Raw genomic sequence first — 24309 nt, 5'->3', positions numbered from 1 at the left:
CGTGCAGTGAAGGTCGAGCAGAAAGCCTGGTGGGATCCTGTTACCTGGGTGGGTCTCAGAGGTTACGGGCGCGGGAGCCGGCGGGCGTGGCGGCACGGGCGCCAGTGCCCCGTGCGCGGTCGGTAGCGTTTCCCATACCGTATGGAATCGTTCGCTGGGACGAACGCTCTGCTGAGACACCCGCGATGATGAGCCATCAGTTCCGGTCCCATTGACACCCCAGAAACGGGCCACATACTGTCACTCAGCATCTCGAACGTGTGACGAAATATCGAACGATAGGCCCCCGTTCCCCGGGGGGACGCACGGCGGCACGGCGGGCACCCGCCCGGCCCCGTCCGTGTCTGCCGGCGTCCATCCGCACCTGCCCCGCACGCACTCGCCGGAACCGCCACGGCTGCCACCACCCCGGCCGGCCGGCCCGGGTGGGCCGCAGCGCGCCGCGCGCAGCGCTCAGCGCTCAGCTCTCCCGGCGCCGGACGGTCCTGGCCTCCCGCCGTCACGGATCCGCCGTCACGGATTCCGCCGTTACCGATCCACCGTCACAGAGGAGAGCACCATGCCCGATCCTTCAGGGTTCTCGCGCCGCGACGCACTGCGGCTGACCGCGCTGGCCACCGCGATCCCGGCGTTCCAGTCGATGTTCCCGACGGCGGCCGGCGCGGCGACGCCCGCGGCGGCGGGCGGGGGCGCCGCATCCGCCCCGGCGCCCGGAGCCGCCCCCGTCCCCGCGTCCTGGGTGGTCAAGCCCTTCGACAACACCCAAGTGACCCTGGATTCCAGCCTGTTCACGGCCAACCGCGACCGGGTGCTGAACTTCCTGAGCGCCTACCCGGCCGACCGGATGCTCGCCGTCTTCCGCACCAACGCCGGACTCGACACGCACGGCGCGCAGCCGCCCGGCGGCTGGGAGACGGCGGACGGCAACCTCCGCGGCCACTACGCCGGCCACTTCCTCAGCGCCCTGTGCCTCGCGTACGCCGGCACCGGCGAGCGGAAGTACAAGGACAAGGCCGACTACATGGTCACCGCGCTCGGCCAGTGCCAGGACGCGCTGGCCGCCCTGGTCGGCACGGACGACCCCGGGGCGCCGAGCCATGCCGGCTACCTCGCCGCGTACCCGGAGACGCAGTACGTCAAGCTGGAGCAGTACGCCACCTACCCGACGATCTGGGCACCCTGGTACACCTGCCACATGATCATGCGGGGGCTGCTCGACGCCCACCAGCACGCGGGCAACGCCCAGGCGTTCGCGATCGTGCGCGGCATGGGCGACTGGGCGTACAGCAGACTGGGCCGCCTGCCCAGGACCCAGCTCGACCGCATGTGGAAGATCTACATCGCCGGCGAGTACAACGCGATGCCGGTGGTCATGGCCGACCTGTACGCGCTCACCGGCGACGAGAAGTACCTGACGACGGCCAAGTGCTTCGACAACACGTACCTGTTCGAGGCGGCCGTGGCCGACCAGGACACGCTGGACGGCGAGCACGCCAACCAGCACATCCCGCAGTACCAGGGCTACCTGGAGATATTCGAGCAGACCGGCGACGAGAGGTACTTCACGGCCGCGAAGAACTTCTGGGACATGGTGGTGCCGCACCGCACCTACCTGGACGGCGGCATGGCGGGGTCCGGCGAGATCTTCGGCGCGCGGGACGTGATCGCCAGGACCATCCAGAAGGACAACGCGGAGACCTGCTGCGTCTACAACATGCTCAAGCTGAGCCGGAGCCTGTTCTTCCACACCGCGGACCCGAAGTACATGCAGTACTACGAGCGGGCCCTGTACGGCCAGATCCTCGCCTCACGGCGGAACACGTCCAGCGACACGGACCCGTTGCTGACGTACTTCGTGCCGGCGAACCCGGGCGCGCACCGCAGCTACGGCAACCTGGGCACCTGCTGCGGCGGCACGGGACTGGAGTCGCACGCGAAGTTCCAGGACTCGGTCTACTTCAGTTCGGCGGACGGCTCCACGCTGTACGTGAACCTCTACCTGCCGTCCACCCTGCACTGGCCCGAGCGCGGCCTGACGGTCAGCCAGTCCACCGCGTACCCGACCGACCCGGCCGGTACCAGCACGCTGGCGGTGGACGGCTCCGGGCGCCTCGACCTGCGGCTGCGGGTCCCGTACTGGACCGAGGGGGGCTTCACCGTCCGCGTCAACGGCGTCCCGCAGCACCTCGGCGCCAGGCCCGGTGGGTACGTGTCGGTGGACCGGACGTGGCGGAGCGGGGACCGGGTGGAGATCGCGGCGCCGTTCACGCTGCGGATCGAGCGGGCGCTCGACGACCCGGCGACCCAGGGGGTGGCCTACGGCCCGGTGCCGCTGGTGATCCGCAGCTCGGCGACGGAGTACCAGAACCTCACCCTGTACAAGGACTATCCGCTCAGCCGGGACCTGAGCCGCGTCTTCCGGCCGGCCGGGGCGCCGATGACGTTCACCGCGGGCGGGCTGACCCTGGCGCCGTTCTACGTCGACACCACCGACCCGTACCACATGTACTTCAAGCGGGCCGAGCCGGAGATCGTCTTCGGTGCGACCGGTACGGGGGTGGAGAACCGTCCGGGCGCGGACGGGCGCACGTTCCTCGACGAGGTGTGGGACGCGGGGCCGTTCCGGAACTGGGGCGGGCTCGTCTCCTCCGTGAGTCGGGTCGCTGACGCTCGGGTGGCCGCGGGTGGGATGACGGGGGCCGAGCGGGGTGCGGTGGTCAGGGCTGCCGCCCGGGCGGACCTGCCGTCCTGATCACCTGATCCGTGGCGCACCCCCAGCACGGGGACGGGGGCGGGGCGCGGGGTACGGCCGTATGGCACGTTCCCCGCGCTCCTGACCGGGCGCCCCGGGCGCGGGCGTGCGCCTTGCCCGGGGCGGTGGGTCCGTGAGCCGTGCGTGCGGTGCACGGACACCGCCCGCGGGCGCCCTCCCCCACCTTCACCAAGCAGGGCGTACGCCTGGGCGCATCACACTTGGCCGTACCTCAATCACCCATATGAGGTAGGGCCTTTACTATGCCTTGACCTCCGACCGTGAGGTAATCTCCAGGCAAAGAGATGTTCGCGGTAGCACCAAGTGGACCGGCGCCTCACGCGGATGCGGTGGCCCACGTCCGGTCCAGCCAGGAGACACACGTACTCGGGGGTGATGTGCTGATGGAGCGGTGGCGGATTCCGCTCGGCTCCGGACACCGGCCCGCGCGGCCACTCCCCGGCCGGGGGTCGGCACGGTCACTTCCCGGCCTCAGACATCGGCACCGCTACCGCCGTGCCGTGGTGGCGCACTCCGCACGGTAGGCGCGTGCGCCGTCGCGCCCCGGATCACCTCTTCGCGTGGGCGACGGCGCACCACTGCGGCTGCCACGCCCTTCTGGCACACCGTCACACGTACCCCCACCACCGATGACCTCACCCATACGCGCCCTGAAGCATGCCCGCGGGCGCGGAGAAAGGCCTGTGCCGTGAACGATCGTGCGTTGCCCACCGGTGACCTCACGCCCGGGGACCTGCGGCGCGATGTCCTCGCCTCACTCGTCGTCTTCCTCGTCGCCCTGCCCTTGTGCGTGGGAGTGGCCGTCGCCTCGGGGGTACCCGCGGAACTCGGCCTGATCACCGGCATAGTCGGCGGCCTGGTGGTCGGCTTCCTGCCCGGCAGCAGCCTCCAGGTCAGCGGCCCGGCCGCCGGCCTGACCGTGCTGGTCTTCGAGGCGGTCCAGGAGTTCGGCCTCAGCGCTCTCGGCGCCATCGTCGTGATCGCCGGCCTGGTGCAACTCCTCCTGGGCCTGCTGCGTTTCGGGCGGCTCTTCCGCGCGATCACGGTGGCCGTCGTGCACGGCATGCTCGCCGGCATCGGACTCCTCCTGGTCTTCGGCCAGCTCTACACCATGGCCGGCGTCGAGCAGCCGCGCTCCGGGCTCGACAAGATCGTGAAGGTGCCCGGCCTGGTCACCGAGATCGCCACCGCACGAGAGACCCTCGGCGCGTTCGCCGTCGGGGCGGCCACCATCGCCGTCCTCGTCCTGTGGAAGAAGCTCCCGTCCGGGGCCCGGGCGGTGCCCGCACCGCTCGCCGCCGTCGCCCTGGCCACCGCCGCCACCGCGCTGTTCGGCTGGTCCGTTCCCCGCGTCGAAGTCCAGGGGCTCCTCTCCGCCGTCCAGCCGCCCGGGGTGGCGGACTTCACCGCGCTGGGCAGCCTCGCCGCGCTCGGCACGGTCCTCGCCTTCGCCCTCATCGCCTCGGCCGAGAGCCTCTTCAGCGCCGCCGCCGTCGACCGCATGCACGACGGCCCGCGCACCGACTACAACAAGGAACTGATGGCCCAGGGCGTGGGCAACACCGTCTGCGGGGTGCTCGGCGCCCTGCCCCTGACCGCCGTCATCGTGCGCAGCTCCGCCAACGTGCAGGCCGGAGCGAGGACGAAGCTCTCCCGCATCCTGCACGGACTATGGCTCGTACTCTTCGCCGCCCTCCTCCCGGACGCGATCGGCGCCATCCCCCTCGCGGCGCTCGCCGGGGTGCTCATCCACGCGGGCTGCAAACTCGTCCCCGTCCGGGAACTGGTGCCCCTGTGGCGCGCGCACCGCGGCGAGGCCCTCGTGCTCGCCGCCACCGCGATCGCCATCACCACCACCAACATGTTCGAGGGGGTCCTCATCGGCCTCGTCCTCGCCGTGGTCAAGTCCGCCTGGGAGACGTCCCACGTCCACGTCGACGTCCACGAGACGACCGGTGGCAGGCTCATCGTGGCCATCTCCGGTTCGGCCACCTTCCTCCGCCTGCCCCGGATGCTCGAAACCCTCGAAGCGCTCCCCCACGACCACCCGGTCGAGCTCGACCTCACCGAGCTGCGCCACCTCGACCACGCCTGCCGCACCACGCTGGAGAGCTGGGCGGAGCGGCGCGGCACCACGATCGGGTCACTCGCTCCGTCCTGAGCGCCCGCTCCCCGCGGACCACACGCCCGGACGGGCGCGGCGCACGACGCACCCCCCACCCGGGAGGGCCGGCACCTACCCCGGCGTCCCTCCGGGACGTGGGATCCCAAGAAGGAGGCACCAGTGTTCGATCTCAGGGCAGAGGCGGAGATGCGGTTGTACTCGGAGCGGAGGGCCAGGGAGATCGCCCGGGAAAGGCGCCGGGCAGCGGACGGCGAGAACACCGCCGGTGCCGGCGCGACGCCGCCTCCGGCCGACGAGGAGCCCCCCGGGCCCGGGACGGCCGCGCAGGAACGCCCGGCCGCCGGGACGGCAATCGAGGATCACCCGGCGGCAGGGACGGCAGCCGAGGAGGCCCCGGTCGCCGGCTGAGGGCGAGAACCGGCCCGAGGGCGACGCCCCCTGGTCATGGCCCTGGGCCGTCGCACGGTCCCCGGCGCGCGTCTGCCGGTCGGCCGGCACAACAGAGGGGCCCCGGCTCCCTCGGGTGAGTGACGACGTGCGGGTCCCGTCAGGGCCACGGCCCCGCGCCCCTGGGTGGGCCGGGGCGCAGCCCCGCCTGACAGGGGCGCGGGGAACTGCGCGAGAACCACGGCCCACCGTGGGCCGGAAGACGACCGGAACCACCCCACCGGCCACAGCCGACCGCAGGTCTCAGCAGGGACCCTCGTCCTGCCAGGCCCCCCACTCCCCGGTGCTGCCGGGCACCTCCCCCTGGCTCCACCACTTCGCCTTCCAGTCGTGCCCCTGGTAGGACACCTCCTGGCCCCCGGTGTACGCCTTCGTGCTGTCCCACGCCGCAGCCGTGCACGTACCGCTGCCGGGCGGGTCGGTGGGCGGCGGGTTGTCGGGCGGGGTCGCTCCGGCGAACTCGACGGAGTACTTGGCGAAGTCCCACGCCCCCTGCGGCACGCTGCTGCACGTGCCCGAGGTGCGGCCGCCGTTGTCCGGCGGGTTGCACTGGCGGTCGCGGTTGAGCGACCAGAAGGTGAAGCGGTCCATGCCGTGCGACGTGGCGTAGTCGAGCACGGTGCGGAAGGCGTCCTGCGGGAACATCTCGCCGGCGTCGCTGCGCCCGTTCATCCCGGAGAAGCCCTCGTGCGCGTAGGCGGTGGCCTCGCTCCAGCCGAACGTGGAGCGCAGGATGCCGTTGAACGCGGTGAGCGCCGCCGTCTGCGACGACGCGCCGTTGAAGCCGCCGTCGAAGGGCATGATGGAGAAGTTGTTCGGGGTGAAGCCCTGCGCCTTGGCCTCGTTCAGCATCTGCTGGCCGAACCAGCCCGTGCCCGCGGCGGTGCCCGCCGTGGTGACGGAGACGTACAGGCCCGGGTTGCTGCCCTGGAGGATCTTCGCCGCGCCGATCTCGTTGTGGATCGCCGCGGTGTTCTCGTACTCCGGCTCCTCCAGGTCGAAGTCGATCGCGTGCAGGCCGTACTTGGTGATGACCTGCTGGTACGCGGCGGCGGTGGCCTCGGGCGTGCCGCACGCCTGGCCGAGCTTGGTGCCGTTGTAGCCGCCGATGGAGATGGAGACGTCACCGCCCTTGGCGCGGATGGCGTTGATGACCGAGCCGACGGCGGTGTCGTTCGAGACGGGCGCGGTGCCGTCCCATGTGGGCGTGCAGCCCCCGCCGTTCGGGGCGAGGACGAACGCCAGCTGGAACGCCTTGAGCCCGGTGGCGTCCATGATGGCGGTGGCGCTGGGCGGGTCGTTGTCGAGCGGCATCAGATACGGCGCCGCCGCGTACCACCGGTTGGACAGCTGGTCGGCCGCGGCCGGCGCGCCGTCTGCCTGAGCGGTCGTCAGGCCGACGAGTCCGGCGGCGGCCAGCGCGGCCGTGGCGGTACCGCTGAGGAGAGCACGAAGACGTCTCATGTCCAGGTCTCCTGGTTCGGTGAAGGGGGCATCAGCATCCGGTCGTTGTCAGGATCAAGTCAATGGCTTGGACTAGACCAATTCCTTTCCTTGACCTGACCGCCTCACCCGATACCCCTGACGCCCCCCACAGAGGCCCCGGGAGGCAACCGCACCCCCCGGGGCCCCGGCGCCTCAGCCCAGCCCCAGCACGCCGATCACCTGCTCGGCCATCCGCCGCTCGCCGAGGGCGTTCGGGTGCACCGGCACGTAGTTGGTGCCGCCGAGGACGGGCTCGATCCAGCGGGTGCCGATCGGTGCGCAGGCGTCGTGCCCCTCCGAGGCGCCGGAGAAGTCGACGAAGACGGCGCCGGTCTCCTGGGCGGCGCGCCGGACGGCGTCGTTGAGGTGGGTCTGCAGGTCCCGGATGTACGGCACGTCACCCGAGGCGATCGGCAGCTTGAGGAAGCAGGACGGGTCGAAGGAGGACGGCAGGATCCAGGGGTAGCCGAGCACGGCGACGCGCGCGCCCGGCGCGCGGTCGCGCACCGCCTGGACCGCGGCGCGCACGGCGGGATACGTCCTGGTGTCGACCGTGTCGGTGAAGGAGCTGCCGTACGTGTCCTTGCACGGGCTGCCGTGCCCGCCGGTGAGCACACCGGCCGAACCGCAGGCCAGCACGGCGTCGATGAAGGTGTCGCTGTCGTTGCCGCCGATCGTCAGCGTCACGAGGTCGGTGCCGGGACCGAGCGCGTCGAGCTGGGGCGCGACGCCCGGGTACTGCGCTCCGGCGAAGTCCTTGGTCTCGGCGCCGCCGCAGGTCACATCGGTGAGGCGGGCACCGGTGCGGGCGGCGAGCACGTGCGGGTAGTCGGCCGCGGAGCGCGCGCACGGCAGGGGGGCGCCCAGGTCGAGCGGCAGGACTCCGGAGCCGGCGCTGTAACTGTCGCCGAGGGCGGCGTAGTCCAGCGGATCGGCCTGGGCGGCGGGGGCGAGGGTGAGGGCGGCAAGGGTGGCGGTGACGGTGGCGAGGCCGGCGGTGAGAGCGCGCAACGACATCTGATTCTCCTTCGACGTCAGACGCGAGGGGGTCACCCGGGGCGGACGCCGCCGGGTGTGGCGCGACACACCCCTTGAAGTTACTGACAAGTAGATACCGAGGCAACGGTTTGCACACGAACGGCTACTCATGCGGGTCTGGACGGGAGTGGCACGGCAGGCCTAGCTTCTAGACATGCCTGGACAGGTTCACAAACACCACCGCATCGCCGAGGTGCTCGCCGCCGAGATCCGTTCCGGAATGCACTCGGACGGCAGCAGACTCCCCGGAGAGCACGCGCTCACCAAGCGTTTCGGCGTGAGCAGGACCACCCTCCGCAACGCGCTTCAGGTGCTCGGCGAGGAGGGGCTGATCCGCACGCACGCCGGCATCGGCTCCATCGTCACGTTCGACGGGACCCCCCTGAACAGCCGGCTCGGCTGGGCGCAGGCCCTCGCCGGGCAGCACACCCCGCTCACCACGGACGTGCTGGGATTCCAGGTACTCGACGACCCGGCGCTCGCCGCGGAGCTGGGCCTGGGGAGCGAGGCCTTCGTGGCGCTCGACCGCGTGCGCCGCCTGCCGGACGGCACCGGCGTCTCGCTGGAGCGCAGCCGGGTGCCCGCCGTCGGCGAGGCGGCGGCCCTGCCGGAGCGCGGCCTCGTGGACGGCTCGCTGAACCGGACGCTGATATCGCTGGGCCGGATCGGCACGGCCGGCGAGGGCCGGGTGGCGGTGCGCGGCCTCGACGGCGCGGACGCGGAGGTGCTGCACCGCTCGGCGGGCGCGTCGTTCCTGTACCTGTCCCAGGTGTACCGGGCCGCGGACGGATCGGTGGTCGAGCAGATCACCAGCCTCCTCGACCCCGCCCACTTCGAGCTGCGCATCCGCTCCGGCCTCGGGGAGCGGTCATGACGGCGGCCCATGACTCCGGGTACTCCGGGGCCCGCGACCCCCGGCCCGACCGCGAGCCCCGCCTCGACCGCGACCCCCGCCTCGACCGCGCCCTCGGCGCGTACTACGGCCTCGCGCTCGGCGACGCGCTCGGCATGCCCACCCAGGTGATGTCGCGCGCCGACGTGGCCCGGGTCTACGGCACCGTCACCGGCTTCGAGCCGGCCCGCCCGGACAACCCGGTGAGCGCCGGGATGCCCGCCGGATCGGTCACCGACGACACCGACCAGGCCGTCATCGTGGGCCGGCTCCTCGACGAGGGCCGCGGGCGGATCGACCCCATGCGGCTCGCCGACGAACTGCTCCGCTGGGAGAAGGACATGCGGGCCAAGGGGTCGCTCGACCTGCTCGGCCCCTCCACCAAGGCGGCGCTCGACGCGGTGGCGCGCGGCGTGCCGCCCGAGGAGGCCGGCCGGCACGGCAGCACCAACGGCGCCGCCATGCGCGTCACCCCCGTCGGCATCGCCACCCGCCCCGAGCCGCTCGCCGCGCTGGTCGACCGGGTCGTGCAGTCGTGCCAGGTGACGCATGACACCACCGTCGGGATCGCCGGTGCGTGCGCGGTCGCCGCGGCCGTCAGCGCGGGCATCGAGGGCGCCGGGCTCGACGACGCCATCGCCGCGGCCGTCGCCGCCGCACGCGCGGGCGCCCGGCGGGGCCACTGGATCGCGGGCGCCGACATCGCGGCCCGCATCGAGTGGGCCTGCGGCCTGGTGCGCGGGCGCGCGCCGGGCGAGGCGCTCGACCTGATCAGCGACCTGGTCGGCACCAGCGTCGCCTCCCAGGAGTCGGTCCCCGCCGCCTTCGCGGTGCTCGCCCTCACCGGCGGCGACCCCTGGGAGGCCGCCCTGACCGGGGCGAACCTCGGCGGCGACAGCGACACCATCGCCGCCATGGCCGGCGCCGTCGCGGGCGCGGTGCACGGCCTGGCCGCGCTGCCCGCCGACGCCGTCCGCACCCTGCGCGACGTCAACTCCCTCGACCTGGAACCCCTCACCGTCCGGCTGCTCACCCTGCGGTGACGCCCGCCCGGCCGCATACCCGTGCGGCCGGCCGTCCCCCTCCCGCCACACCGTCCGTCACCCCGTCCGTCACCCCGTCACCTCGCGACAAGGCCCCCAGCAGTCCCCCTGCCACCCCCCGCACCACCCGCCCACCGCACCACGCAAGGAGGTCCCGTCATGACCGCTACGACGACGAGCGATCGCGTCGGCACCGTCGAGACCCGGGGCATCGAGCCCGTACCCGACAGCGAGCGGCACGGCCACGCCTTCCAGATGTTCTGGACGTGGTTCGCCGCCAACATCAGCATCCTCGGCCTGCCGCTCGGCGCCACCCTGGTGGCCTTCCGCGGGCTCAACATCTGGCAGGCGATCGCGGTCGCCCTCATCGGCTCCTTCGGCTCGTTCGCACTGGTCGGCGTGTTGAGCCTGGCGGGCAAGAAGGGCGGCGCCCCCGCGCTCACCCTCTCCCGGGCCGTCTTCGGGCAGCGGGGCAACGCCGGGCCGACGCTGGTGAGCTGGCTGAGCCGGGTCGGCTGGGAGACGATCAGCACGACCACCGCGGCGTACGCGCTGCTCGCGCTCTTCAACCACCTCTTCGGCGCGGGGCGGAGCACCTGGCTCACCCTGCTCTGCCTGCTGATCTTCATCGCGTGCACCCTCCTGATCAGCGGCCTCGGGCACGCCACGATCATGTGGATCAACAAGTGGGCCACCGTGGTCTTCGGGCTGCTCAACCTGGTCGTGATCGGGTTCCTGGTCGACACGGTGGACTGGAGCAAGGTGGTGCACGCGCACACCGGGCCGCTGAGCGCGGTGATCGGCGGGATCGGCTTCATCGCGGCCGGCACCGGCATCGGCTGGGCCAACGCGGGCGCCGACTACGCGCGCTACCTGCCCCGGCGGATCCCCGGCGGGCGGCTCGTGGTGGCCTCCGCGTTCGGCGCCGGCATCCCGCTGCTCGTGCTGATCTCCCTCGGGTCCCTGCTGTCCGCCGGCGACAGCACGCTCGCCGGCGACGCCGACCCGGTCGCCGCCATCAACGGCATGCTGCCGTCCTGGATGGCCGTGCCGTACCTGATCGCCGCCTTCGGCGGGCTGCTGATGTCCAACCACCTCTCCACCTACTCCGCGGGCCTCACCATGATCACCCTCGGCGTGCGGGTGCCCCGGCCGCTCGCGGTCGGCCTGGACGTCGTGCTGATGTTCCTCGGCGGCATCTACTTCATGCTGATCTCGAAGGATTTCTACGGCCCGTTCTCGACCTTCCTGACGCTGCTGGCCGTGCCCATCTCCGCGTGGATCGGGATCGTGCTGGTGGACTCCGGGCGCGGCAGGACGTTCGACCCGGCAGGGCTCATGGACACCCGGCGCACCAGCCGCTACTGGTACACGGCGGGATTCCGGGTGCCGGCGGTGCTCGCCTGGGCCGTCGCGATCGTCGGCGGGCTGCTGTTCACGGAGGCGTCCACGAGCGCCGACGACGTGTGGTTCTCCGGTCCGTTCGCGCACAGCTGGCTGGGCACCAACGGGCTCGGCTGGGCCGTCTCGATGGCTGTCGGTGCCTTGCTGTACGGGGTGTTCGCGCGGCCGGTACCGGGTGAGGGAGCGGTGGAGGGGAGCGACGGGGAGGGGTCTGCGGCGGCGGTGCCGGGGCCTTCGGGTTCTTCCCGTTCCTCAGCGTCCTCCTCCTCAACGTCGCCGGCCTCGGCCGCCGGGTCCGCCGAGGCCCGGTGATGGGGCGCCGCTTCGTCCTCGCCGGCAACGTCATCGTCGACCTGGTGCTCGACGTGCCGGCGCTGCCCGAGCGCGGCGGCGACATGGCCGCCACCCGGACCGAACGCACCGTCGGCGGCGGCTTCAACACGCTCGTCGCGGTGCGCAGGCTCGGCGGCGAGGCGGCGTACGCGGGGCTGCACGGCACCGGGCCCAACGGCGACCTGGCGCGGGCCGCGCTGGCCGCCGAGGGCATCACGGTGCTGCTGCCCGCGCGGGGCGACGGTGACACCGGGTTCACCGTCGCGCTGGTGGACCCCGGGGAGCGGACCTTCGTGACCGGCTTCGGGGTCGAGGCCACCGTCACCGACGCGGACACCGCGGCGGTGGCCGGCCGGCTCCGTCCCGACGACATCGTGGACGTCTCCGGCTACAGCCTCGCACAGCCGGCCGGAGGGCCGCCGCTCGCACGGTTCACGGCGGGCCTGCCGGCCGGGGTCACCGTCTGCGTCGACCCCGGGCCGCTCGTCGCGGACATCCCCCGTTCGGTGCTGGATCCCGTGCTGGCGCGGGCGGACTGGCTGAGCTGCAACGACCGCGAGGCCGCTCTGCTGTCCGGCATCCAGGACGGGCCCGCGGCGGCGGCCTCGGCACTCCGGGAACGGCTCGGGGACGGCACCGGTGTCCTCGTGCGAGCCGGCCGCGACGGCTGCTTCGTGGCCCCGCCCGGGGGTGAGGCCGTGCACGTGCCGGGGGTCCCGGTCGAGGCGGTCGACAGCAGCGGGGCGGGGGACGCGCATACCGGGGTCTTCCTCACCCTCCTCGGGGAGGGGATGGCGGTGCGGGACGCGGCCTGGGCCGCCAATGCCGCGGCGGCCTGGGCGGTTGGCCGGCACGGGCCCGCGACGGCGCCCACGCGGGCGGAACTCGTGGGGTTCCTCGGGGTGTCCCGGGTGCCGCGGGGGTTGTGACCACTCGCGCCCTCGCCACGCCCTCCGCACCGCACCGCACCGCACCGCACCGCACCGCACCGCACCGCACCGCACCGCACCCCAGGGATACCGCCCCGCCACGCTCGGTGTTGTGGCGAGCCCGTTGCCGACCTGAGCTTGTGGCGGTCGGGGACGAGACCCGAGGATGAAGCGCGTGACACAGTTCAAGATCGAAACGAAGGCATGGGCCGGCCCCGGCGGAGCGGCGGCGATCGGATGCGCGGCGACGGTATGAGTGAGCCGCTCTCCGACAGCGATCCGCGGGCCATCGGCGCGTACCGGCTGGTCGGCCGGCTCGGGGCCGGGGGCATGGGGCAGGTCTACCTGGGCGAGTCGGGGTCCGGACGGCAGGTCGCGGTCAAGCTGGTGCGCCCCGAGGTCGCCGAGGACCCCGGGTTCCGGCGCAGGTTCCGCCGCGAGGTCGAACTGGCCATGCGGGCGGGCGGGTTCTGGTCCGCACCCGTCGTGGACGCCGACGCGGAGGCGGAACGGCCCTGGGTGGCCAGCCAGTACGTACCGGGACCGTCCCTCGCGGAGCTGGTGTCGCGGCAGGGGCCGCTGGACGCCGCCAGGGTGCGCAGACTGGGAGCCGGGCTCGCGGAGGCGCTCGCGGCCTTCCACCGGGTCGGACTGGTCCACCGGGACCTCAAGCCGTCGAACGTCCTCATCCTCGACGACGGCCCCCGCGTCATCGACTTCGGCATCTCCAAGGCACTGGAGAGCGACGGCGGGACCGAGCTCACGAAGACGGGCTGGCTGGTCGGCACCCCCGGGTTCATGTCGCCGGAACAGGCCATGGGCGGTCCGGTCGACACGCCGTCCGACGTCTTCTCGCTCGGGTCGGTGCTCATCCACGCCGCCACCGGGCGCGGTCCCTTCGGCCACGGTGCCACCCCCGTCCTGCTCTTCCGGGTCGTGCACGAGCCGCCCGACATGAGCGGGGTCCCCGAGGAACTGCGGCCCGTGGTGACGGCCTGCCTGGCGAAGGACGCGGGCGATCGTCCCACGGCCGCGGAGGTCGCCGAGCGCCTGGCGGCCCGCCCCGTCGATGCCGCGGGCGGGCAGCTCCAGGACCGGGCCGCCACGGTGGTGGACCCGTCCGCCGGCAGCACGCCGCCGGGCGCCGGCAGGCCGCCCACCGTGCTCGACCCGCCCGAGGACGTGACGCGGACGGCGGAGGCACCGCCCCAGGGCGGCATGCCCGACACCGTGCCCGTGGGATCCCTGAGGCCCACCGTGGCCACCCCGGACGGCGCCGCCTCGGGCCGGCCCGCGTCCGTGCCCCAGGGGCCCGCCGCCGGGCGACCCGCCGCGGGCGACGGCGGCTCGCCCGCGGACCTCCGGCAGCCCGCCCTCGGCGCCCTGTCCCCCGCCGCCACGGCGCTGCTGGCGGAGCCCTTCGACGCGCGGGAGGGCGGGGCCCGGGTGGTCTGGCGGCGGATGTGGGGCCCCGTACTGGGGGCCGCCGCGGGATTCGCCTCCATCTACGGCGGTTCGAGCGCCAACGGCGCCGGAACCCTCGGCTTGGCCACCGGCGGCGCCCTCGCCGGGCTCGTCCTGCTCATCGCCGGTGTGCCCGAGCTGCCCTTCCTCATCAGGGCCGATCTGCGCGCCGACGCCGAGGGGTTGTCGATCCGGCACGGCAAACGGTCGTTCACGCTCCCCTGGGGTGCCCTGGCCGCCGTCTCGTTCACCGAGGGCCGCGGGAAGGACCGCACGATCAGGGTGCGGGCCCTCGTCGACGACCCCGGCAGGACCCCGGTCCCCGCCTGGCTGCAACGCCCCGGCGGGCGGGGTGCGCAGGAGCTGGAGTACCGGATCATCTGCCGGGGCGACAAGGAGCGCATGGACTGGGCGAAGGGCCTGCGCCTGGCCCTTCTCTCGTATGCGGGAGGCCGGTACCAGCCGCTGAGCTGAGCCTTCGCCCCGGCACGACGGCGTGCGGCCCGTCTCCGGGACGGGAGGGGGCCGCCGGGGAGGGCGCCGCCTCCGCCGGCCGGGGCGGACGCCCCGGTGGGCGGGTCCCGCGGTGGGCGGGTCCCGCGGTCCCGGGTGCGGACGCCGCGCCCGGTGGGGTCCGGCGCTCTCAGCCGCCCGCGGGCTTGACGGCCAGGGCGTAGAGGCGGGTGATCTGGCTGGCGCTGTCGTTGTCGTCGGAGATCATCAGGAGCAGGCGGCGGCCGCGGTAGGGGCCGGAGTCCAGCGTGGGGCCCAGGGCCATGCCCTCGACGTTCTCCAGGAGCGGGTTGGCCTGGGGTCCCGTCGAGCGGACCGAACCCGGGTCGCCGGACGGGCAGTCGGCGAGGTCGAAGACGGGGACGCTCGGGGCCTGGAGGTCGGACGGCTGGCTGAACAGCGACGGCTCGCGGGAGACGTCGGGGGCCTCGCTCAGGTCGATCTGGCGGACCCGGATCGCGTTGCCGAGACCCACCGTGTACTGCCGCTCCAGCGCGAGCAGCCGGTGGTCGTCGAGGGCGGCGAGCTCCACCAGGTACATGCCCTCGTCGGCCACGAACTCGTACTGCCGGTCCGGCCGGTACGTCTTGCCGGGAGCGCCGGTGTAGCGCTGGATGCGGATCAGTCCCTGGCCGTGCCAGTCGCCGTCCTGTGCGAGGGGGGCCTCCATGCCGGCGTACAGGTGGTCCCCCTTCGGGGAGGCGGCGAGCGACTCGAAGGAGCGGCCGGCGAGTGCCGTTCCGGCAGGGGCGACGTGCAGGCCCGGGGGCACCTTGAAGGAGGCGGTCTGCCGCCGCGTGCCCAGGTCGAATCGGCGGATCCCCGGGCCGTCCTCCGACGCCACCAGTACCGTGCCGCCGCCCTTCTCCATCACCAGTGCCTCGGCGTCCAGCCAGGCGCCGATGGGCTTGTCGTCGGCGCCGCGCAGGGTCCACGGTTCGCCGGCCACCGGGTCGAGGTGGCCGGGCGCCCCGATCCGCACGGGCACGATCAGGCCCGTGGCGTTGTCCGAGACGGCGTACACGCGGTCGCTGCGCTGGGGGTCGAAGGCCAGGCCGGACAGGCCGCTGACCCGGTCGTTGGCCTTGCGGACCTTGTCGAGGGCGTCGGAGTACCCGAGGAGCGCGGCGTCCGGCGAGCAGTCCCCCGTCGACGGCGCGTGGTGCAGGTGCGGCCACAGGGCGGGCCCGCCGACCGCCAGGGCCGCGCCGACCGCGGCGCCGAGCAGGGCGGCGGGCCAGCGGCGGCGCGGCGCGGGCGGCGGTCCCGAGGGGGCCCACGGGGGCAGCCGGAGCGCGGCGTTCCGCACGAAGCCGAGGCCGCCGAGGTTGTTGTCGTCGTGGCACTGGGGCCGCTGCGCCTCGGGCACGCCCTTCATGACGGTCCGCAACCGCTCGTAGACCATGTCGAGGGTGAGCATGGGCGGGCCGTCCGGCTTGCCCTCCTTGAGGACCTTGACCAGCGCGCCGGTGAAGACCGAGCAGCGGTCGGGGTCCGGGGCGTGGCCGACGCGGTCGCGCGGCGCCGAGGTCAGGGTGAACGACTTGCTGTCCTCGGTCAGGGACTGCACGGCCGTCTCCACCGCACCGGCGGACATCACGCCCTGGGGGATGTACCGGCCGCTGAAGCAGCAGTCGAGTATGACGACGGAGCGCTGCGCGCCGGCCCGCTCGACGGCGGCGCGGACATCGCGGGCGTCCACCCAGCTCTCGTGCCGGCCGGGCAGGGACGTCGGCAGGGTGAGGTAGAGCTCCCCGTCGCGGCCCACGAGGCCGTGGCCCGCGTAGTAGACGAGCAGGGTGTCCTCGGCCAGCGCGCCGGCCTCGCCTATGGCCTCGGTGACGGCGAGCGCGCTGGCCGGGTTCGGCAGGGCGGTGACGCGGTTGCCGCCGAAGGCACCGATGTTCTCGTCCCGCAGGGCCCGGGTCAGCTCGGTCAGGTTGTGCTCGACGCTGCGGAGCCGCTCCAGCGACTCGTACGCGTCGACCCCGATGAGGAGGCAGGCCGAGCGCGCGGGGTCGATGTGCCCCAGCGGGGCGGAGGCGGGCGTGCTCACGCCTCCTCCCGGCCCGTGTCGCCGCCGGCGGGCCCTGGCTCGGTGCGGACGTCCACGGCGCCGCCGAGGGCCTGTGCCATCCGTGCCGCCTGCTCGGGGCCGCTGACGACGATGACCACGCGGGGCGTGCCGTGCCGGGCCCGTAGCCAGGAGCGGATGGAGTGGGCCAGTTCGAGGCCGAAGGCGGCGGCGCCGAGGATCACCTGGATCTCGTCGGACCCGATCCCCATCCGGCCGCCGGTCGCCCGGGGCGCCTCGACGGTGGCCCGGCCGCCGCCGAGGGCCGAGTCGGTGAGCAGCCAGTCCTGCAACGCCTGGAGATCCTCTGCACGGCCGTCACCCTCGGCCGAGATCACAACCCTCATGGCATGTCCCCCACGGGCAACGCCCCCACGGCGCGGCACATGGCACCCTCGAACAACTCTACGGGAGATCGCGGGGAGTTCGGGAGCGAGTTCCGCCCGATGCCCCGTCAGCCGCCGGCGAAGTCCGGTGCGAGCCTGGCGGTGCGGCGTGCCAGGCCGGTGATGCGGGAGCCGTCGAAGCCGAACACGGCGGAGCGCACGCGGTCGTGCAGCGGTGCGGTCCAGTGCGCGGGGATGCGTGCCGCGCCGGACAGGGCGCCGGCGACGGAGCCCGCGGTGGCGCCGTTGGAGTCGGTGTCCAGGCCGCCCTGCACGGTCAGCCCGATGGTCCGGGTGAAGTCGCCGTCGCCGTGCAGCAGTCCGGCGGCGATGACGGCGGCGTTGTTGACGGTGTGGATCCAGGAGTAGTGCCCGTACCGCGTGCCGATCAGCGCGATCGTCTCCTCCCAGGTGGCGCCGGAGTCGAACGACGCGACGGTCGCCCTCAGCGCCTCGGCCAGCCGGCTGCGCCGCGGCACGTAGGCGAGCGAGCGGTCAACGGCGGCGCGCGCCGTGCCTGCCGTGAACGCGGAGGCGACCAGGGCCGCGGCCCACACCTCCCCGTAGACGCCGTTGCCGGTGTGCGACAGCGACGCGTCCCGGAACGCCAGCCGGGCCGCCCGCGCCGGGGCGCCCGGGCAGACGTAGCCGAAGACGTCGCCGCGGATGAGGGCGCCGATCCACTCCCGGTACGGATTGCGGTGGGCCGCGCAGCGCTCCGAGGGCAGGCCGGCGACGAGGTTGCGGATGGCGACCCGTTCGGCGGTGAAGGTCTGGAGGTACGGCAGCAGCGCCAGCCACTCGGCGGCGATGTCCGCGGTGCTGAAGTCCGGGCCGTACTTCTGGAGGACGTGCAGGTTGAGGATGGTGTAGTCGACGTCGTCGTCCCGGGAGGAGCCGTCGATGTTGCCCCTGGTCGTCTCCGGCCGGCACTCCCTGAGCCGGTACTGGGGCGTGGAGGCGGCCTTCGTCAGCGGGACGTAGTCGGCGAGCGGGTAGGCGCCGGCCCCCCGCAGGTACGCGGCGATCTTCGCGGGCGTCCAGTAGTCGCCCAGTTCGACGGGCTTGCCGAGCATGTTGCCGACGACGCGCCCCGTCCAGGCGCCGAGCAGCCGCTCCGGGTAGCCGGTGGGCGGGCCGGGCCGCGCCGCGGGGACGCCGTCCTCGGGCAGGGCCGCGAGGATGCCGGGCAGGTCGCCGGGTTCCTCGTACCGCCAGCCGGGCGCGCGGGGCGTACCGGCGAGCTGGTCGAGGGCGCGCCCCGCCTCGGCGGCGTCGTGGACGGCGGCACGGTCCGGGCCGGTGACCGCGTGGCCGGACTCGGTGAGCTGGGCGAGTTCGTGGGTGAGCAGATCGATCGGGTCGGTGGCGTCGTACACGGCGGGTCCCTTCCTGTCCGGGCCGTCCGGACGTGGTCCGGCCCGTCCGGGACGTGGGACGATCCCGCGCGCTCCCGCGCCGCCACGCGCGGCGGGCGCGTGCGGTCAGAAGTCGGGCAGCGAGATGAGCGGGCTCTCGCCGGCCTGGAGGGGCTGTTCCGTCCAGATGGTCTTGCCCCGGCTGCCGTAGCGGCATCCCCAGCGGGTGGTGCACTGCGCCACGATGAACAGTCCCCGGCCGCCCTCGTCGGTGCCGCCGGCCCGCATCAGGCGCGGCTGGGTGTTGCTGGGGTCGCTGACCTCGCAGATGAGGACCTGGTCGCGCAGGAGGCGGACGCGGATGGGGGCCCAGGCGTAGCGGACGGCGTTGGTGACGAGCTCGCTGACGACCAGTTCGGTGGTGAAGACCAGGTGGGTGAGGTCCCAGGCCTCCAGCTGCCCGATGACGGCGGTCCGGGCCTCGGCGACCGAGCCGGCCTCGGCGGGGAACTCCCAGACGGCGACGGAGCCGGGGTCGACGGCGTTGACCCTGGCCAGCAGGACGGCGATGTCGTCACGGGGCTCGGAGCGGACGGCGCCGGCGAGCAGGTCGTCGCCCATCGCCTCCAGCGAGCGCCCCTCCCGGTACAGCTCCGCGAGGCGCCGTTCCACGCTCCGCTGCCCGTCCCCGTCCCCGTCCGCGTAGGGCGCGAGTGCCAGCAGGCCGTCGGTGAAGAGCGCCAGGAGCGTGTCCGGTTCCAGGGTGACGGTGGTGGACTCGTAGGGGACCCCGCCCACGCCCAGCGGCGGGCCCGGGGGGACGTCGACGGGGGCGGTGCTGCCGTCCGGCCTGACCAGCACGGGCGGCGGCTGTCCCGCGTTGGCGAAGGTGCACTGCCGGGTGGTGGGGTCGTAGACGGCGAACAGGCAGGTGGCGCCGATCGTTTCGCTGCCGGGAGTCGGCCTCTCGGCGGCCAGGCGCTGCACCAGGTCCTCCATGTGGCCGAGGAGTTCGGCCGGTTCGAGCTCCAGGATGGCGAAGTTCTGCACGGAGGTGCGCAGGCGGCCCATGCCCGCCGCGGCTTGGATGCCGTGTCCGACGACGTCGCCGACGACGAACGCGACCCGTAGCGAGGGCAGCTCGATGACGTCGAACCAGTCCCCGCCGACACCCGCGCCGCCACCTGCCGGCGCGTAGGCCCCCACCGTGTGCGCCGCCGTCACATCGGTGACCGGACGCGGCAGCAGCCGCTCCTGGAGCCCCACGGCCGCCTGGTGCTCGTGGGCGTAGCGGCGGGCGTTGTCGATGCCGAGGGCCGCCCGTGAGCAGATCTCGCCGAGGAGCTGCACCTCGTCGTCCTCGAACGCGGGCGAGTCCGCGGTCTGCCAGGCGGCGACGGTGCCGAGCATCAGCCCCCGCGCGAACAGCGGCGCGACCACCAGCGATCCCCCGTCCGGCGGGATCAGCTGCGCGATCAAGTCCTCGTCCTCCCTCAGGGATCTGACGGCCTCCTCCTTGCTGAGGACGACGGAACGCCCCTGAAGGACCTCCCTGAGCTGGACGCTGTCCGGAATCCGCGGCTGCTGCCGCCCGACGCTGAGGAATTCCTCGGGCAGCTCGCGGGCTGCCGAGACCGCCGCGGTCACCAGGGGGGTGCTCGCCCGCACGGTCGGCACCAGCTCGCGCCCCGCGAGCACGGACGGGGCGAGGGCGACGGTCACCACGTCGGCGATCTCGTGGACCACGTCGGCGAGCGCCTGGGCGGTGCGGCGGACGTCCAGCGAGAAGCCGATCCGGGTCGCCGCGCTGTGCAGCAGCTCCCGCTGCCTTCGGATGCGCTCCTGCTCGGTGACGTCCTCCACGATGACGGCGACCCCGGACGGCTCGCCCCGGGCGTCCTCCATGCGGAACGCGGACACCGAGACCGTGTGCTCCTGCGGCGGGGTCCGGAGGGATCGCCACTGGTGCTGCCGCGAGATCGCGGGTACGCCGGTCTCCACCACCTGCCCGAGGATCGACTCCGCCTCGGCCGCGTCCCGGGACCACACCACGTCGTCGAACCGGTCGCCCGGCTTGAGGGCCGGGGCTCCGAACATTCCCGAGGTGATGTTGGTGCGTTCGAGGGTGAGGTCCGGCCTGCGCAGGGAGATGCCGATCTCGTGCTGGCCGAGCAGGGCGCGCAGCAGGCCGATCCCCTGCCCCCACTCGACGGCCACGTCGACCGGTACGAAGTGGACCAGCATGGCCCCCGCCGTGCCGCCCATCACCGCCGCCCAGAAGGCGACCTCCACGCCCTCGCCGTCCGCTGTCCGCAGCACGGTCCGGCCGGGGCCCGGAGGGGGCAGCGGCCCCTTCTCGCCCGGTTTCCACCGCGCACCGTCCGCGAGGAGTTCCCCGGCCGGGCGGCCGGTCACGTCCTCGGCCGATCGGGCGAGGAGGCGCGCTGCCTCCGCGGACCAGCCGACGATCGTTCCCGTGCCGTCCACGATCGCCGTCGCGAGCGCAGGGAGGCAGAACCCCTGGTCGTCCGGCGGTCCAGCGGGCGCGGTCATCGCCTGCTCCTGAAGGGGGACGTAGCGACACGGTTCGACGTATCAGTGTAACCCGGACAAATCGAACAGAATCCCGACCGTGTTCGACACGGGGCCGCCTGACGGTGGCGGTACGCCGGGGTTCGTCGGCCGGCCGGTACGCGCCTGCGGCGGGGGGCGAAGCCCCACCCAGCGGCACCGGCCCCGGCCGCCCGCAGGGCTACGCCGCGGCCCGCTCCGGCTCCGACGGCGCCCCCTGGGCCACAAGGCGGGCCCTGCGCGTGCTCGGCCCGAAGAGGGCGAGTACCGCGGCCCCCAGCAACCACGTACCGGCGATGAAATAGAAGACGCTGCGGTAGCCGCTGCCGTTGTAGAGCGTGGCGATGATCAGCGGACCGGCCGCGTTCGACAGGCGGCCGAGGCCGTAGGAGAAGCCCGTGCCCAGGGAGCGGCCCCGCATGTCGTACAGCTCCGGGGAGTAGGCGTACCCCAGCGCCGTGTAGCCGCGCTCGAACATGTTGACCAGGAAGCCGAAGGCGACGATCAGCAGCGGGTTGAAGGTCAGCCCGTAGAGCAGGCCGCAGACCGCGATGACGGCGCCGAACCCCACCAGGCACCACTTGCGCTCGAACCGGTCGGTGACCAGCGCCGCCAGATAGGACCCGAGCGGGGCGCCGACCGTGGTGAGGGCCACGTAGAAGATCGAGTTGCCGACGCTGAAGCCGTGCTTCGCGAGCAGGGTCGGCGCCCACGTCGAGTAGCCGAAGAACCCGATGGTCTGGGTGACCCACAGGACCGTGAGCAGCAGGGTCGGCGCGAGGTACCTCTTCTGGAGCAGCATGCGCAGCGGCGCCCTGCCCGGCTCCTCCGGCTCGGGGGCCGGCGGCGCGGGCTCGGCCAGCGCGCCCTTCTCGGCGCTGACCTGGCCCTCTATCTCCCGCAGCACCGCTTCCGCCTCCTGGTGGCGGCCCTTGCTCTCGAACCAGCGCGGCGACTCCTTCAGCTTCCTGGCGAAGAAGACGTAGAGCAGGCCGAGCGCGCCCCACAGGTACACCAGCCGCCAGGACCAGTCGGTGAGCGGCACGGTCCCGCTGGCGATCAGGTTGGTCGCCGGGGTGCCGCAGATGCCGATGACGATGGCGTAGGCCTGGTACTTGCCGCGGAAGGCGGCGGGGTACATCTCATTGACGTAGATGACCGCCACGACCGTCATCGCGGACAGGCCCGCGGACGTCAGCACGCGGAAGACGCCCAGCGACAGGACGTCCCAGGAGAAGACCGACGCCAGGGAGAAGAGGCCGAAGAAGACGGTGGTCAGCGTCAGCGCCTTCTTGCGGCCCCACCGGTCGGCGATCCAGCTCGCGACCATCGACCCGATGAACATCCCGACGAACGAGAGCGAGGTCACGTAGGCGACCTGATTGACGGTGATGCCCCACAGCTTGATCAGCCGCGGCGCGGTGATCGAGAAGCTGTTGATGTCCGCGAACTCGAAGAAGTAGGCGAACGCCACGATGGCGATGGTGACCTTGTGGAACCGGGCGGCGGGCAGCCGGTTCAATCTGTTTGCCGCGTTGACGAGCTGTATCGGAGCGCCTTTGTCGTGCATCGGAACGCCTTCGTTTCGAGGGAACGGGGAGCGGGTGCGGGGGGCGGGACTGGGAAGTGGGGAGTGGGGCCTGGCGCCTGGGGGTCAGCCGGCTTCGCCGGGCCAGTAGAGCCGCATCGGGTTGTCGACCAGCAGCTTCTGCCGCTGCTCGGCGGTGACGGCCACCTGCGGGACGAAGTCGACGAGCAGCCCGTCGTCCGGCATGTGGCTCTTCAGGTTCGGGTGCGGCCAGTCGGTGCCCCAGATCACGGCGTCCGGGAACTCCTCGATCATCCGGCGGGCGAACGGCACGACGTCCCGGTAGGGGTGCGGCTCGCCGTCGAGCGCCGCGGGGCCCGTGGCGGTGAGCCGCTCGGGGCAGGTCACCTTCACCCAGACGTCACCGCGCTCGACGAACCGCAGGAAGCGGCCGAACTCGGGTCCGTCCGCGGGCAGGCCCACGTCGGGGCGGCCCATGTGGTCGATCACCAGCGGGGTGGGCAGCGCGGTGAAGAAGTCCTCCAGGTCCCCCAGGTCCGCCGCCTCGAAGTAGAGGACGACGTGCCAGCCCAGCGGGGCGATCCTCGCCGCGATGGTGGCCAGGTCCTCGGTGGGCGCGGTGTCCACCAGGCGCTTGAGGAAGTTGAACCGCACCCCGCGCACCCCGGCCGCGTCCAGCCGCCGCAGCTCCGCGTCGCTGATGTCGGGCCGCACCGTGGCGATGCCCCGCGCCCGGCCGCCGGACGCCTGGACGGCGTCCAGCATGGCGCTGTTGTCGGCGCCGTGGCAGGTGGCCTGGACGATGACGTTGCGGCTGACGCCGAGGTGGTCGCGGAGCGCGAAGAGCTGGGCGGCGCTCGCGTCGCAGGGCGTGTACTTGCGCTCGGGCGCGTACGGGAAGGTGTCGCCGGGCCCGAAGACGTGGCAGTGGGTGTCCACCGTGCCGGCCGGCAGCCGGAAGGCCGGCCGGGACGGGTTCCGGTACCAGTCCAGCCACCCGGGCGTCTTGGTGAATGCTGCGCTCATGGTTCTCCTCGAAGGCGATGCTCCCGGGGCGTCCCCGGGAGCGGTGGCGAGCCCCCCTCTCGTCTCGCTGCGGTGCGCGGCGCCGTCGGTCGGGCGGCGCCGCCCCGTGCCGGGTCTGCCCGGCTCACTCAGTCGACGTAGCGCAGGCCCGCCTTCTGGAGCGGTTCCCGCATGCCGTACATGTCGAGGCCGAGCTCGCCCGCGGAGAACCTGTCCCGCTTGCCGGCCTCGTTCTCCTCGCGCCGGCGGGCCGCCTCGGCGACCTCGGCGGCGCGCGCGGACGGTACGACCACCACGCCGTCCAGGTCGGCGACGACCACGTCTCCGGGGTGGACGAGCGCGTTGGCACAGACGACGGGGACGTTGACGGAGCCGAGGGTGGCCTTGACGGTGCCCTTGGCGCTGATGGCGCGGCTGAAGACGGGGAAGTCCATCTCCTCAAGATCGGCGACGTCGCGGCAGCCGCCGTCGATGACCAGGCCGGTGCCGCCGCGGGCGCGCGCCGAGGTGGCCAGCAGCTCGCCGAAGAAGCCGTCCTCGGACTCGGTGGTGCAGGCCGCCACGAGGACGTCGCCGGGCTGCAGCTGCTCGACGGCGACGTGCAGCATCCAGTTGTCGCCGGGCTGCAGGAGCACGGTGACGGCGGGACCGCAGATCCGGGCGCCCCGGTACACCGGCCGGATGTAGGGGCGCATCAGGCCGGTGCGGCCCATCGCCTCGTGGACGGTGGCGACGCCGAACGGCGCCAGTGCCTCGACGTCGGCGCGCGGTGCCCGGGTGATGCTCCGGTGGACGACACCGAGTTCGTTCAGTTCGGACATGTCTTCGTTTCGTTCCTTCCGCGCTGTCGGCCGGCCGGTGGCGGGGTCGCCGTGCTCGGCTTCCGTGCTTCTCGGCGG

17 protein-coding genes are annotated in these 24309 nt (G+C 73.3%); 8 read left to right on the top strand and 9 right to left on the bottom strand.

The window, feature by feature from the left end; genetic code table 11:
- Window positions 1-559: 559 nt before the first annotated feature.
- From Sm713_RS11305 to Sm713_RS11295, 3 genes are all read left to right on the top strand, one after another.
- Window positions 560-2752 (top strand): glycoside hydrolase family 127 protein, encoded by a 2193-nt coding sequence (locus Sm713_RS11305; RefSeq protein ID WP_212909488.1) that lies wholly within the window; start codon window positions 560-562, stop codon window positions 2750-2752.
- Between the two features lie 724 nt (window positions 2753-3476).
- Window positions 3477-4934, top strand: a complete 1458-nt coding sequence (locus Sm713_RS11300) for a SulP family inorganic anion transporter (protein ID WP_212909487.1) — start codon at window positions 3477-3479, stop codon at window positions 4932-4934.
- A gap of 123 nt (window positions 4935-5057) precedes the next feature.
- Window positions 5058-5306, top strand: a complete 249-nt coding sequence (locus Sm713_RS11295; RefSeq protein WP_212909486.1) for a hypothetical protein — start codon at window positions 5058-5060, stop codon at window positions 5304-5306.
- A 282-nt stretch (window positions 5307-5588) separates the two neighbouring features.
- On the opposite strand, the gene Sm713_RS11290 is transcribed toward Sm713_RS11295, so the two are convergent.
- Complete coding sequence (locus Sm713_RS11290; protein WP_212909485.1) at window positions 5589-6809, bottom strand: carbohydrate-binding protein; 1221 nt, start codon at window positions 6807-6809, stop codon at window positions 5589-5591.
- 174 nt (window positions 6810-6983) lie between these two features.
- Window positions 6984-7847 (bottom strand): SGNH/GDSL hydrolase family protein, encoded by an 864-nt coding sequence (locus Sm713_RS11285; protein ID WP_212909484.1) that lies wholly within the window; start codon window positions 7845-7847, stop codon window positions 6984-6986.
- A gap of 175 nt (window positions 7848-8022) precedes the next feature.
- Here Sm713_RS11285 and Sm713_RS11280 point away from each other — a divergent pair, with 175 nt between their 5' ends.
- From Sm713_RS11280 to Sm713_RS11260, 5 genes are all read left to right on the top strand, one after another.
- The gene (locus tag Sm713_RS11280; protein ID WP_212909483.1) at window positions 8023-8742 is read left to right on the top strand and encodes a GntR family transcriptional regulator; all 720 of its coding nucleotides are present in this window, start codon (window positions 8023-8025) and stop codon (window positions 8740-8742) included.
- Window positions 8739-9803, top strand: coding sequence for an ADP-ribosylglycohydrolase family protein (locus Sm713_RS11275; protein WP_212909482.1), 1065 nt, complete (start codon window positions 8739-8741; stop codon window positions 9801-9803). Before Sm713_RS11280 ends, Sm713_RS11275 begins: the two co-directional genes overlap by 4 nt.
- Window positions 9804-9962: 159 nt before the next feature.
- On the top strand, window positions 9963-11519 hold the full coding sequence (locus Sm713_RS11270; RefSeq protein WP_212909481.1) for a cytosine permease: 1557 nt from the start codon (window positions 9963-9965) through the stop codon (window positions 11517-11519).
- A complete protein-coding gene (locus tag Sm713_RS11265; RefSeq protein WP_212909480.1) occupies window positions 11519-12469 on the top strand; it encodes a PfkB family carbohydrate kinase in 951 nt (316 codons plus the stop codon). The genes Sm713_RS11270 and Sm713_RS11265 overlap by 1 nt, the downstream gene beginning before the upstream one ends.
- A gap of 252 nt (window positions 12470-12721) precedes the next feature.
- Window positions 12722-14407: a serine/threonine-protein kinase gene (locus Sm713_RS11260; RefSeq protein ID WP_212909479.1), complete on the top strand. Its 1686-nt coding sequence runs from the start codon at window positions 12722-12724 to the stop codon at window positions 14405-14407.
- A 169-nt stretch (window positions 14408-14576) separates the two neighbouring features.
- On the opposite strand, the gene Sm713_RS11255 is transcribed toward Sm713_RS11260, so the two are convergent.
- The 7 genes from Sm713_RS11255 to ligK all read right to left on the bottom strand — a co-directional run bounded on the left by Sm713_RS11255 (window position 14577) and on the right by ligK (window position 24222).
- A complete protein-coding gene (locus Sm713_RS11255; RefSeq protein ID WP_212909478.1) occupies window positions 14577-16502 on the bottom strand; it encodes an esterase-like activity of phytase family protein in 1926 nt (641 codons plus the stop codon).
- The gene (locus Sm713_RS11250; RefSeq protein WP_212909477.1) at window positions 16499-16867 is read right to left on the bottom strand and encodes a hypothetical protein; all 369 of its coding nucleotides are present in this window, start codon (window positions 16865-16867) and stop codon (window positions 16499-16501) included. The genes Sm713_RS11255 and Sm713_RS11250 overlap by 4 nt, the downstream gene beginning before the upstream one ends.
- Before the next feature lie 107 nt (window positions 16868-16974).
- Window positions 16975-18078, bottom strand: a complete 1104-nt coding sequence (locus Sm713_RS11245; protein ID WP_249416570.1) for an ADP-ribosylglycohydrolase family protein — start codon at window positions 18076-18078, stop codon at window positions 16975-16977.
- Between the two features lie 312 nt (window positions 18079-18390).
- The gene (locus Sm713_RS11240; protein ID WP_212909476.1) at window positions 18391-20817 is read right to left on the bottom strand and encodes a SpoIIE family protein phosphatase; all 2427 of its coding nucleotides are present in this window, start codon (window positions 20815-20817) and stop codon (window positions 18391-18393) included.
- A gap of 199 nt (window positions 20818-21016) precedes the next feature.
- The gene (locus Sm713_RS11235; protein WP_374195977.1) at window positions 21017-22405 is read right to left on the bottom strand and encodes an MFS transporter; all 1389 of its coding nucleotides are present in this window, start codon (window positions 22403-22405) and stop codon (window positions 21017-21019) included.
- A gap of 84 nt (window positions 22406-22489) precedes the next feature.
- The gene (locus tag Sm713_RS11230; RefSeq protein WP_212909475.1) at window positions 22490-23410 is read right to left on the bottom strand and encodes an amidohydrolase family protein; all 921 of its coding nucleotides are present in this window, start codon (window positions 23408-23410) and stop codon (window positions 22490-22492) included.
- Between the two features lie 128 nt (window positions 23411-23538).
- Entirely contained in the window at window positions 23539-24222 is a 684-nt protein-coding gene (gene ligK, locus Sm713_RS11225; protein WP_283249802.1) for a 4-carboxy-4-hydroxy-2-oxoadipate aldolase/oxaloacetate decarboxylase, read from the bottom strand.
- Window positions 24223-24309: the final 87 nt, after the last annotated feature.

It is taken from the genome of Streptomyces sp. TS71-3, assembly GCF_018327685.1.
In the GTDB taxonomy this organism is placed as follows: domain Bacteria; phylum Actinomycetota; class Actinomycetes; order Streptomycetales; family Streptomycetaceae; genus Streptomyces.
The sequence above is the reverse complement of the archived record's forward strand: the minus strand, read 5'-3'. Positions and strand labels throughout refer to the sequence as shown.